Raw genomic sequence first — 10,354 nt, 5'->3', positions numbered from 1 at the left:
TGTCCCGGATTGTGCGCCGTCACGCGAGGTGGGGCCCGGTCCATCGGACCGGGCCCCTCGTCTACCTGCGGTAGCGGAGGGATTTGAACCCTCGGTGACTTGCGCCACACTCGCTTTCGAGGCGAGCTCCTTCGGCCGCTCGGACACGCTACCGAGAGAGACCTTACAGCACGCCGGGCCGTGCTCAGAAATCCGTATTCACCGAGCTCGGAAGAACTCCGTGAGCAGGCGGGAGCACTCCTCGGCGCGTACGCCCTCGATGACTTCGGGGCGGTGGTTGAGCCGCCGGTCGCGTACGACGTCCCAGAGGGAGCCGGCCGCGCCGGCCTTCTCGTCGCGGGCGCCGTAGACGACCCGGTCCAGCCGGGACTGCACGATCGCGCCCGCGCACATCGTGCAGGGCTCCAGCGTGACGAGCAGCGTGCAGCCCGTCAGCCGCCACTCGCCGAGGTCGGCGGCGGCCCGCCGGATCGCGAGGATCTCGGCGTGCGCCGTCGGATCGCCGGTGGCCTCGCGTTCGTTGTGCCCGGAGCCGATCACCGTCGTACCGTCCGGGGCCAGTACGACGGCGCCGACGGGAACGTCCGGGCCGGCCCGCCGGGCCTCGTCCAGGGCGAGCCGCATCGCGGCCCGCCAGCGGTCGCGTACCGGGTCGGGTGTGCCGTGTGCCGTCGCCGAGGTCAGCGGACGGTCTCCAGGACCTCCGAGGCGCCCAGGGCCTCGGCGATCGCGCTCAGGGCGTCCTCGTCCAGGGAGCGCAGCTCCTTGGCGCTGACGCCGAGGTCGTCGAGGATCTCGGGGTCTCCGACCGGGCTGTGCGGCACGGCCTCGGTGGACGGCGAGTCATCGTCGCCGTCGTCCTCGTCCTCACCGTCCTCGGTGCCGTCGAGGTCGAGGGAGTCCAGGTCGGCGACGTCGTCGTCACCCGGCTCCCTTCCGAGCAGTTCGTCGGTGAGCAGGATCTCGCCGTAGCTGCTGCGGGCAGCGGCGGCGGCGTCCGAGACATAGATACGAGGGTCGTCCTCGCCGTCGATACGGACGACGCCGAACCACGTCTCTTCCTGCTCGATCAGGACGAGCACCGTGTCGTCCTCGGAGGCTTCCCGGGCGAGATCGGCCAGATCCGACAGGGTTTCCACATCGTCGAGCTCTGTGTCGCTCGCTTCCCACCCGTCTTCGGTGCGCGCGAGCAGTGCGGCGAAGTACACCGTGACTCTCCCACTGGTCATAGGCGTGCCGGTTGGGGGTCCCCCCGGCGGAGGTTATGGACGGGAGAGCTGCGCTCCGAGCCCCGCCCACTCGGAATCGTGGCAGAAACAAGGCGTTCAGGGGACGTCTTCGGCTCCCTGTGTCCGCTCGTTTTGATCGACCACCAGCGGGATCGTACGCGGCAATCATGAGGCGCATGCACCCGGTTGGCGTTACGACGGCTGTGAGGCGGCTTACGCCTACCAGCGGAAGGTGCGCATGCGCATCGCGTGTCGCATGCGGGCGACCTTGGCGCGCCTGGGCTGTACGCGGTCCCGCAGCTCCCGGGCCTCGGCGAGGTCGCGCAGGAACTGAGTCCTGCGGCGCCTGCGCTCGGCGTCGGTCTCCGGCTGTGACGCGTCCCCTCGGGACTCGGGCTCGGGCATACGCTCACCACCCCGCTGTGTCTCTCCCACTTTCCCTCTGATGGGCGGTTTGATGCCAGGGCGAGCCTCACCTGGGCGCGGTTACTGTTAGGGCATGCGTCTCCACGTCGTCGACCACCCTCTGGTCGCCCACAAGCTCACCACGCTGCGCGACCAGCGCACCGACTCCGCGACCTTCCGCCGTCTCGCCGACGAGCTGGTCACCCTGCTCGCCTACGAGGCCACGCGCGACGTGCGCACCGAGGCCGTCGACATCAAGACCCCGGTCTCCCCGACCACGGGCGTCAAGCTCTCCCACCCCCGCCCGCTGGTCGTCCCGATCCTGCGGGCCGGCCTCGGCATGCTGGACGGCATGGTCCGCCTCCTGCCGACGGCCGAGGTGGGCTTCCTGGGCATGATCCGCAACGAGGAGACGCTCCAGGCCTCGACGTACGCCTCCCGCATGCCGGAGGACCTCTCGGGCCGTCAGGTGTACGTCCTGGACCCCATGCTGGCGACGGGCGGCACGCTGGTGGCGGCGATCCAGGAACTCATCAAGCGCGGCGCGGACGACGTGACCGCCGTGGTCCTGCTGGCGGCCCCTGAGGGCGTCGAGCTGATGGAGCGCGAGCTGGCGGGTACGCCGGTGACGGTGGTGACGGCGGCGGTGGACGAGCGGCTCAATGAGCACGGATACATCGTGCCGGGGCTGGGCGACGCCGGGGATCGCCTCTACGGCGCCGCTGAGTAGAACCCCCAGGGGCGCGGGGAACTGCGCGGCCGGCTACGACGGACCCGCAGTTCGCCCCACGACAAGCACCCCTACGGCGCTCCGAAATCTCTCAACAACTCTTCTTCGACGACGTCGGCGCCGGCTGCGGATTCCCCAGCGCGGCCAGCGCCTTGTCGGCGTCCGACTTGGCCGTGAGGTTCTTGAAGCCGTTGCCGATGATCAGGTCGACGTCGGCCCCCTTGCGGGACGCGTCCGTACGACGCTCAGCCGATGTCAGCTGAGTGGCGAGGACCGGCAGTGAGCTGTTCAGGGACGACGAAGGGCCCAGCAGTATCGCCGTGCCCTTGATTTTCTTGTCGAATTCCTTACTGGCGTTGCCCACGTCGCCGATCTTGAAGCCGCGCTTCTCGAGCTCGTCCGCGGTGTCCTTGGCCAGCCCGCTGCGGGGCGTGGCGTTGTAGACGTTGACGGTGATCTGCGCGGGCTTCGGCACCGAGGCTGCCGCAGTGGTGGTGGGAGACGGGCCGGCCTTCGTCGCGCAGTCCGCCTTCGGCCCCGCCGCCGACGCCTTCTTGCCGCCGCCCGTGAAGATGTCGATGAGCTGCAACGTGCCCCAGCCGATCAGGCTCAGCGCGGCGACGGAGGCGACCACGACGACCACGAACCTGCCGCGCCGACGGCGCTGTCGCATGCGCGGGAATTTGTCCCCCGTGATCCGGTACTTGCCGCCCATGCCTGGGGGAGTCAGCATGCTCATGAGCGCAGCGTAGTGCGCCTGAGCGGCGATGCCTACTAGATGATCATTCGACGCCGCACAGGTGAACCCGAAAGGGCCAAGCCCTTACCGGTCGGCCTCTGAACAGGCGCGCGTCAGTCCAGCTCCAGCACGCGCGCGTGCAGCACCTGGCGCTGCTGCAGGGCCGCCCGGACCGCGCGGTGGAGACCGTCCTCCAGGTACAGGTCGCCCTGCCACTTGACGACATGGGCGAACAGATCGCCGTAGAACGTCGAGTCCTCGGCCAGGAGGGTCTCCAGGTCGAGCTGCCCCTTCGTCGTCACGAGCTGATCGAGGCGGACCGGGCGCGGCGCGACGTCCGCCCACTGCCGGGTGCTTTCCCGGCCGTGGTCGGGGTACGGCCGGCCGTTTCCGATGCGCTTGAAGATCACACGGAAAGCCTACCGGTCAAGCCTCTCCGGGCGCAGCCTCCCGGCTCGGCTCACGCGAGCAAGTGCGTACAGATTGCGGCCAATATTGGTCAAAGGGGGTGGGTGCGATCTGGTTGCTGACACATTCCCCCCTATGGGCGAACCAAAGACTCCTGTCGGGTACGCGCGGCAGAGTGTCGGGCGACCGGACAAGTCGCAGGGGTCTGTTCGGGCGCAGCTCGCCTCGTGGTTACCGAACCCTGGTGGACCGACGGACGTCGTTGCCGGTGATGAGCCGCGAGCCCGTCCTCGACACCGCCGAGTGGACGGACCTTCAGGCGTGGTTGGACACCCGGAGGCCGGGCCCGAGCGGGCCCGGCCTGTTCGCTTCTGAGCGGTTTGGGAGTTCTTCGTTGCGCCTGCGGGGCGACCATGGTCGGCAACGGCACGGTCGGCGCCACCGCGTGACGGCGGAGGCGGTGGGCCCGCCTCCGCCGTCGGGTCAGCGGTCCTGTTTCTCCGGGGACTGCTTCGGCTGCGGTTGCTTCGGTTCCGGCTTGGGCGCGTTGCGCGCCGCCTCCGCGCGCAGGAGGGCGCGCAGGACCGCGTACGGGTCGGTGGGCATGGCTGTGTTCCTCGCGTCGTGACGGACCTCTTCCGGGGCGGGGTCTGTCAGCAGCGCAGGACCACGGTGCGCAGGGTGTGCGGTGTCCGGGGGAGTACGGCGTCGAAGCGCGGGAGTACGGCGCCGCAGAGGGGCTCGGTCGGGTCGGGAGCCGGGGCCGGGAGCAGGGACGGCCGCAGGGCCACGACCTGACGGTGGACCGTGCGGACCAGGGGCGGCAGGGCCGCCTCGACACCGTCGTACGCCACGCATGCGACCGGTGTCGACGCGGTCGCACAGGCCTCCCCGGGCGCCAGGAGTGCGAGCAGCAGCGCGAGCACACGGAGCCAGGAGCGGCCGGGGCGGGGGCGTCGTGCGGTGCTCACGGGAGGTGATCTGCCCGCGACACGCCCGCTGTTCAGCATGCCGGGTGCCGGATACGCCCGTACGGACTACAGGGAGCGCGGCACCTCCTGGGCCCGGCCCCGCATGCGGAGCGCCGTGAGGATCTCGACGACACCGACCGCGACCAGCCAGATGCCGCCGACCAGGGTGAGGACGGCGACGGACTCGAAGGGGGAGTCGATCAGGACGATGCCGGCGACGAAGGTCAGGACGCCGAGGAAGATCTGCCAGCCGCGGGCCGGCATCTCCTTGTCGTGGGCGGCGGCCAGGGTCTGGGTGATGCCGCGGATGAGCCAGCCGATGCCGATCCACAGGGCGAGCAGCAGGATCGAGCGCATCGGGCCGCGCAGACAGAACAGGCCCAGGAGGATGGAGAGGGCGCCGCTGATGAAGGCCAGCACCCGCAACGAGGTCGTCCTGTGGGTGCCGAAGGCGGCGATCAGCTGGAAGACGCCGCTGAACAGGAGGTAGAGGCCGAACAGGACGCCGGCCGCGAGCAGGGAGGCGCCCGGCCAGACGAGGACCAGGACGCCGAGGACCAGGGAGGCGACGCCGGTGATCAGAACGACCTGCCAGACGGCCTTCGAGAGCGCGTGCAGGGGGCCTTCGAGCGGAGGTTCGTGGGCCTCGAAGCCGCGTGCGTGTCCGGCGGCGTGGACCTTGCGGTCGTCGTAGTCCGGACTCCAGGCGGATGGGTTCGGTGGGTCGGTCATGTTCCATGCTTGGACCCGCCGAGCGCCGGGCGCCACCCCTGGGAGCCGCCCGGCTGATGCCCGCCGCTACTTCCTGGCGGCCTTCGCCGCCTTGGCCGCCGCCTTCATCTCCTGCTTGTGGGCGCGCACCTTGGCCAGCGACTCCGGCCCGGTGATGTCGGCCACGGACCGGAAGGACTTCACCTCGCCGTAGGCCCCGGCGGCCTCCCGCCACCCCGTGGGCTGTACACCGAGCTGCTTGCCCAGCAGCGCCAGGAAGATCTGGGCCTTCTGCTTGCCGAAGCCGGGCAGCTCCTCCAGACGCCGCAGCAGCTCACGGCCGTCGGCGACGCCCTTCCACACCAGTTCGGCGTTGCCGTCGTAGTGCTCGACCAGGTACTGGCACAGCTGCTGGATGCGCTTGGCCATGGAGCCCGGGTAGCGGTGCACCGCCGGCTTCTCGGAGAGCAGCGCGGCGAAGGCCTCCGGGTCCTGCGCGGCGATCTCGTGCGCGTCCAGGTCGTCGGCGCCGAGCCGGTCCGCGATGGTGCGGGGCCCCTTGAACGCCCACTCCATCGGAACCTGCTGGTCCAGCAGCATCCCTACGAGCGCGGCGAGCGGGGAGCGCCCGAGGAGCTCGTCGGCCTCGGGGTCCTGGGCGAGGTGAAGGATGAGGTCCATGCCTCGATCATGCCGCGCGGCGGAGCGGGACGCCCACTGCCATCGGGCCTTCACCACACCGCGACACATGGGGCATCCCATGGCCACCCTCGACACCCACCACGCCTTCCTCCTGACGAGGGCCGGCGAACCGGTCGCGCTGCTCCACGAGCCGGAGGCCGACCGGGTGAGCGAGTGCCACGAGGTGCGGGACGGCGACATCGGCATCCATGTCCTGCTCGCACCGGCCGGTCCGGACGGGGCGCGGTCCGGGTGGACGGCGGCGCTCTTCGAGGTCATCACCTCCTAGGTGCTCAAGGACCTCGACCGGCGCCGGGGCGTCGTCGATCCCGATGGGCGCAACGAGAAGGCCATCGCCCGTTTCCTGCGGCCGGGCTTCGTGGCCGGCCCGGTGGTCGTGCTTCCCGAGATCGACGTCCCGGACGGGTATCTCCCCGAGAAGCAGACGCGACTGGCGTTCCTGGAGCGGGAGGTAGCCTTCGGCGAGTGACCCCGGTGACCGTGGAAGACCTCGTCGCGCACTACGGACTGGAGCCGATCCCGCGGGAGGGCGGGCTCTTCCGCTCGACCTGGGCGGGACCGCCGGGACCCGACGGGCGTCCGGAAGGGACGGCTATCGTCGCCCTCCTCACCCCGTCCGACTTCTCCGCACTGCATCGCCTGCCCGCCGACGAGATCTGGCACTTCTACCTCGGCGACCCGCTGGAACTCCTGCTCCTCGCCCCTGACGGGACCTCCTCCACGGCCGTCCTCGGCCCGGACGTCCTGGGCGGCCAGCACGTCCAGTTCACCGTCCCCGCCGGCACCTGGATGGGCGGGCGGACCCTCGGGGCGTGGTCGTTCTTCGGCTGCACGATGGCGCCCGGGTTCACCTACGAGGGTTACGAGCACGGGGAGGCCGTCGACCTCACGGCGCGGTATCCGGAGGCAGCCGCGCGCATCCTGGAACTCTGCCGCCCATGAGACTCCTCGAAGGACAGGTCGCCCTGGTCACGGGCGCGGGCGGCGGGATCGGCCGGGGCATCGCGCTGAGGTTCGCGCGGGAGGGGGCGGAGGTCGCGCTGCACTGCCGTACGGCGGTGGAGTCGGCGCGGGAGGTCGCGGACCGGATCGAGGGGTCGGGTGGGCGGGCCGTCGTGCTGCGCGGTGATCTGACCGACGACGGCGTGTGCGCGCGGGTGGTGCGGGAGGCCGCCGAGTGGGGCGGCGGGCGGCTGGACGCGCTGGTCAACAACGCGGGCGTGCAGCCGGTCCGGGAGCTGGCCGGGATGACGGCCGGTGAGTGGCGCGCGGTCGTGGACGCCAATCTGTCGAGCGTGTTCGCGTGTACGCAGACTGCTGCGGAGGTCATGCGGGAGCGCGGGGGCGGTTCGGTGACCCACATCGCCTCCATCGAGGCGCGGCAGCCGGCGGCCTTGCACGCGCACTACAGCGCGTCCAAGGCGGCGGTCGTGATGCATGCCCGGTCGGCGGCGCTGGAGTACGGGGCGTACGGGATCCGCGTCAACACGGTCTCGCCGGGGCTGATCGGGCGGGAGGGGCTGGCCGAGGACTGGCCGGAGGGGGTGCGGCGGTGGCAGGAGGCCGTGCCGCTGGGGCGGTTGGGGGCGCCGGAGGACGTGGGGAACGCGTGTGTCTTCCTCGCCTCGCGCCTTGCCTCCTGGGTGACGGGGCACGACCTGGTGGTGGACGGAGGGGTGTCGGCACGGCCCACCTGGTGAGCGTTCGGCGGGTCGCGTCCGTACCTATCCGGAAGGCGGCGAGTCCGACGACGGAGAGACCACGTGGAGTGTGCTGGTGCAGGTGGCGCAGGGCGAGGACTCCGGGGGCGCGGCGGCCGCAGAGGAGTTCAAGGGCTGGTGCTGCTGGCGGCCGTGCTGGTCCTGCTCGTCCTCGGCGGGGCGGGAACGGCCTCTGCCCACGCGGCCCTCACCTCCACCGACCCCCAGGACGGAACCGTCCTCAAGTCCGCACCCCGCGACATCACCCTGACCTTCACCGAGTCCGTCGGCCTGCTCGACGACTCCTTCCGCGTCCTCGACCCCGACAACAGGCGGGTCCGCACGGGCAGGGCCGAGCACGGGCCGGGTGGCTCGGACACGGCCCGGGTGACGCTGCCGACGAAGCTCGCGCAGGGCACGTACGTGGTGGCCTGGCGAGCCGTCTCGGCGGACAGCCACCCGGTCTCGGGCGCGTTCACCTTCTCGATCGGCAAACCCTCGGCGACGGTGGCCTCGGTGAACCCAGGTCCCGTCGAGAACCCCGCCACGGCCAGCCTCTACAACATCGCCCGCTATCTGGCCTACCTGGCAGCGGCCCTCCTCCTCGGCACGGCCGCCTTCGTCGCGGTGTGCCGCCCGACGGACCCGGCCCCGCTCCGCAGGCCCCTGGTGGCGGGCTGGTGGACCCTGCTGGGGACCACCCTGGTCCTGGTGGTGCTGCGGGCTCCGTACGAGACGGGGGCGGGGCCGTCGGCGGCCTTCGACGCCGGGGCGTTCACACGGACGTTGACCGGGCGGCCGGGGCTGGTCCTGGTGGTTCGCGTGGGACTGCTGCTGGTCGCGGCGGTCGCGTTCGTGTGGCTTCGCAAACGGGCGGGGTGGTCGTGGACGGCGGGCCTGGAGAGCGTCGGACGCGAGGGGGCCGGGCCGGAGGATGCCGCCCGCCAGGCCGTCCCGCGCCCGCTGGAAGCGGCGAGCGGCGAGGGCGAAGGCACCGGGCGGGCGAACGCCGAGCCGGACGTCGATCCGCGCCCGCTGTCCGCCCAGCCCGAGGCCCGCGCAACCACCCCGCGCCCCCCGCTCACCGCCGCCCCCCTCCCCCTGCTCGCCGCCGGCACCGCCCTCGCCATCGCCCTGGCCCTCACCTGGGCCGCCGCCGAGCACGCCTCCGCCGGGATCCAGGTGCCCGTGGCCATGGCGTCGTCCGTGGTGCATCTGCTCGCCATGGCCGTCTGGCTGGGCGGGCTCACGGCGCTGCTGATCCTGCTCTACCGCACCGATGTCGCCCCGGCCGCCGTGGCCCGCTTCTCGCGGCTCGCCTTCGCCTCCGTGACCGTCCTGGTCGTCACCGGCGTCTACCAGTCCTGGCGCGGCCTCGGCTCCTGGAGCGCGCTCACGGGGACCACGTACGGCCGTCTGCTGCTCGTCAAGCTCGCCGCGGTGGCGCTGCTGCTGACGGTCGCCGGGCTCTCCCGGCGCTGGACGGCACGGCTGGTGGCGGCCCCGGCGGAGACGGTCGTACGGGAACGGGTGCCGGAGACGGTGGGCGGCGGCAGGCCGGCGCTGCCCGAGTCGGAGGCACCGGCGGAGCAGTCGGGCACCCTTGACCGGCACCGCCGGGCCCTCCGCCGTAGCGTCCTGGCCGAAGTCGCCGTAGGCGTTCTCGTCCTGGTCATCACCACGGTCCTCACCGGCACCCTCCCCGGCCGGGCCGCGGCCGAGGCGGAACAGCAGCCGGCGTCGGCCGGCGGGCTGCCCGCCGCGTCCGTGACCACGATCCCCTTCGACGTCGGGACGCCCAACGGGCACGGCAAGGTGCAGATCACCCTCGATCCGGGCCGGGTCGGCGACAACAACGTGCAGGCCGTGGTGTTCGGGCCCGACGGCGGCATCTCCACCGTTCCCGAGCTGCGGCTCTCCTTCACGCTCCGCGCGCAGAAGATCGGCCCCATCGACGCGAGGCTCAAGGACCTGGGCGGGTACTGGGGGACGAACTCCGTCACCCTCCCGATCGCCGGCACCTGGACCATGAACGCCACGGTCAGGACGTCGGATATCGATCAGGTCACCGTCTCGAAGTCCGTGCGGATCGCCCGCTAGAGTCACATCCAAAATCCGGCATACACGGCCACAACCGGGCAGTTTCGTTCGACTGCTCGGACGAAACGATCACAAACGTGTCGGTCACGTTTCAACAAAGGTCTTCACCCACTCTTGACCCATGACCGGACATGCGGCTGTTATTACGCCCACGATGTTCGGTCGAGTTGATTTCTGGTCGTTTTCGACTTGTTTCGACTTGGTGCTTTCGCGGCCGAACCCTGCCTTCAGGAGCCGTACATGGACCTCTCCCCCTCGGGTCTGTCCCTCCCTTCGCCGAGCCGTCGCAGCCTGTTGCGCGGAGTCGGTGGCGCCGCACTGGTCGCCGGCGCCGGGATACCCCTACTGAGCGCCTGCGGCAGCAGTGGCAGCTCGTCCGACCCCAAGACCGTCAGTGTCGGCTCGAACGACTCGGACGCCGTGCCGAAGAAGGCGTACGCAGCCGTGTACGCGGACTTCAAGAAGCAGTCCGGCATCACCGCCAAGGTGAACACGAAGGACCACAACACCTTCCAGGAGCAGATCAACTCGTATCTGCAGGGCACGCCGGACGACGTGTTCAAGTGGTTCGCGGGCTACCGCATGCAGTTCTTCGCGGCCAAGAACCTCGCCTCCCCGATCGACGACGTGTGGGAGAAGATCGGGGGCAACTTCCCCGA

Annotated in this window: 13 protein-coding genes, 1 tRNA gene and 2 pseudogenes; 6 read left to right on the top strand and 10 right to left on the bottom strand. The window is 71.0% G+C overall.

The genetic code is table 11. The annotated features are described in order from the left end of the window. Positions 1-68: 68 nt before the first annotated feature. The 4 genes from ACWC09_RS51440 to ACWC09_RS51425 form a co-directional block, all read right to left on the bottom strand. Positions 69-153, bottom strand: a tRNA-Ser gene (locus ACWC09_RS51440). Between the two features lie 45 nt (positions 154-198). Further along, positions 199-624, bottom strand: a complete 426-nt coding sequence (tadA, locus tag ACWC09_RS51435) for a tRNA adenosine(34) deaminase TadA (RefSeq protein ID WP_450859097.1) — start codon at positions 622-624, stop codon at positions 199-201. A gap of 56 nt (positions 625-680) precedes the next feature. Then, a complete protein-coding gene (locus tag ACWC09_RS51430) occupies positions 681-1,208 on the bottom strand; it encodes a tRNA adenosine deaminase-associated protein (RefSeq protein ID WP_450859100.1) in 528 nt (175 codons plus the stop codon). Between the two features lie 240 nt (positions 1,209-1,448). Further along, positions 1,449-1,634 carry a hypothetical protein gene (locus ACWC09_RS51425; protein WP_450859095.1) on the bottom strand — a complete coding sequence of 62 codons (186 nt, stop codon included), beginning with the start codon at positions 1,632-1,634 and terminating at the stop codon, positions 1,449-1,451. 94 nt (positions 1,635-1,728) lie between these two features. On the opposite strand from ACWC09_RS51425, the gene upp reads away from it, so the two are divergent. Then, positions 1,729-2,364: a uracil phosphoribosyltransferase gene (upp, locus tag ACWC09_RS51420; protein ID WP_450859094.1), complete on the top strand. Its 636-nt coding sequence runs from the start codon at positions 1,729-1,731 to the stop codon at positions 2,362-2,364. 91 nt (positions 2,365-2,455) lie between these two features. On the opposite strand, the gene ACWC09_RS51415 is transcribed toward upp, so the two are convergent. The 6 genes from ACWC09_RS51415 to ACWC09_RS51390 all read right to left on the bottom strand — a co-directional run bounded on the left by ACWC09_RS51415 (position 2,456) and on the right by ACWC09_RS51390 (position 5,874). Next, positions 2,456-3,103: a LytR C-terminal domain-containing protein gene (locus tag ACWC09_RS51415; protein WP_450859092.1), complete on the bottom strand. Its 648-nt coding sequence runs from the start codon at positions 3,101-3,103 to the stop codon at positions 2,456-2,458. A gap of 113 nt (positions 3,104-3,216) precedes the next feature. Next, a complete protein-coding gene (locus ACWC09_RS51410; RefSeq protein WP_003999914.1) occupies positions 3,217-3,513 on the bottom strand; it encodes a type II toxin-antitoxin system VapB family antitoxin in 297 nt (98 codons plus the stop codon). 481 nt (positions 3,514-3,994) lie between these two features. Then, positions 3,995-4,117: a hypothetical protein gene (locus tag ACWC09_RS51405; protein WP_450859090.1), complete on the bottom strand. Its 123-nt coding sequence runs from the start codon at positions 4,115-4,117 to the stop codon at positions 3,995-3,997. 47 nt (positions 4,118-4,164) lie between these two features. After that, positions 4,165-4,482 carry a hypothetical protein gene (locus ACWC09_RS51400; RefSeq protein ID WP_450859089.1) on the bottom strand — a complete coding sequence of 106 codons (318 nt, stop codon included), beginning with the start codon at positions 4,480-4,482 and terminating at the stop codon, positions 4,165-4,167. A gap of 66 nt (positions 4,483-4,548) precedes the next feature. After that, positions 4,549-5,214, bottom strand: coding sequence for an HdeD family acid-resistance protein (locus ACWC09_RS51395; protein ID WP_450859088.1), 666 nt, complete (start codon positions 5,212-5,214; stop codon positions 4,549-4,551). Positions 5,215-5,280: 66 nt separating this feature from the next. Then, complete coding sequence (locus tag ACWC09_RS51390; RefSeq protein ID WP_450859086.1) at positions 5,281-5,874, bottom strand: HhH-GPD-type base excision DNA repair protein; 594 nt, start codon at positions 5,872-5,874, stop codon at positions 5,281-5,283. Between the two features lie 70 nt (positions 5,875-5,944). On the opposite strand from ACWC09_RS51390, the pseudogene ACWC09_RS51385 reads away from it, so the two are divergent. From ACWC09_RS51385 to ACWC09_RS51365, 5 genes and pseudogenes are all read left to right on the top strand, one after another. Then, positions 5,945-6,364 (top strand): annotated as a pseudogene (locus ACWC09_RS51385) (GNAT family N-acetyltransferase); the annotation flags it as partial. 5 nt (positions 6,365-6,369) lie between these two features. Then, on the top strand, positions 6,370-6,837 hold the full coding sequence (locus ACWC09_RS51380) for a cupin domain-containing protein (RefSeq protein WP_450859098.1): 468 nt from the start codon (positions 6,370-6,372) through the stop codon (positions 6,835-6,837). Further along, complete coding sequence (locus ACWC09_RS51375) at positions 6,834-7,595, top strand: SDR family NAD(P)-dependent oxidoreductase (protein ID WP_450859085.1); 762 nt, start codon at positions 6,834-6,836, stop codon at positions 7,593-7,595. The genes ACWC09_RS51380 and ACWC09_RS51375 overlap by 4 nt, the downstream gene beginning before the upstream one ends. 138 nt (positions 7,596-7,733) lie before the next feature. Then, positions 7,734-9,695: a copper resistance CopC/CopD family protein gene (locus ACWC09_RS51370; protein WP_450859083.1), complete on the top strand. Its 1,962-nt coding sequence runs from the start codon at positions 7,734-7,736 to the stop codon at positions 9,693-9,695. Positions 9,696-9,935: 240 nt separating this feature from the next. Beyond that, positions 9,936-10,354, top strand: a pseudogene (locus ACWC09_RS51365) (carbohydrate ABC transporter substrate-binding protein); the annotation flags it as partial.

Source organism: Streptomyces sp. NPDC001617, from assembly GCF_053596855.1.
Note: the sequence above shows the minus strand (reverse complement) of the source record. Positions and strands in the feature narration are given on the sequence as shown.

What these genes read in the sequence shown, in the direction of transcription:
- tadA (WP_450859097.1), bottom strand. Translation starts at nt 624, where the DNA reads ATGCGGCTCGCCCTGGACGAGGCCCGGCGGGCCGGCCCGGACGTTCCC.
- ACWC09_RS51425 (WP_450859095.1), bottom strand. Translation starts at nt 1,634, where the DNA reads ATGCCCGAGCCCGAGTCCCGAGGGGACGCGTCACAGCCGGAGACCGAC.
- upp (WP_450859094.1), top strand. Translation starts at nt 1,729, where the DNA reads ATGCGTCTCCACGTCGTCGACCACCCTCTGGTCGCCCACAAGCTCACC.
- ACWC09_RS51415 (WP_450859092.1), bottom strand. Translation starts at nt 3,103, where the DNA reads ATGAGCATGCTGACTCCCCCAGGCATGGGCGGCAAGTACCGGATCACG.
- ACWC09_RS51405 (WP_450859090.1), bottom strand. Translation starts at nt 4,117, where the DNA reads ATGCCCACCGACCCGTACGCGGTCCTGCGCGCCCTCCTGCGCGCGGAG.
- ACWC09_RS51395 (WP_450859088.1), bottom strand. Translation starts at nt 5,214, where the DNA reads ATGACCGACCCACCGAACCCATCCGCCTGGAGTCCGGACTACGACGAC.
- ACWC09_RS51390 (WP_450859086.1), bottom strand. Translation starts at nt 5,874, where the DNA reads ATGGACCTCATCCTTCACCTCGCCCAGGACCCCGAGGCCGACGAGCTC.
- ACWC09_RS51375 (WP_450859085.1), top strand. Translation starts at nt 6,834, where the DNA reads ATGAGACTCCTCGAAGGACAGGTCGCCCTGGTCACGGGCGCGGGCGGC.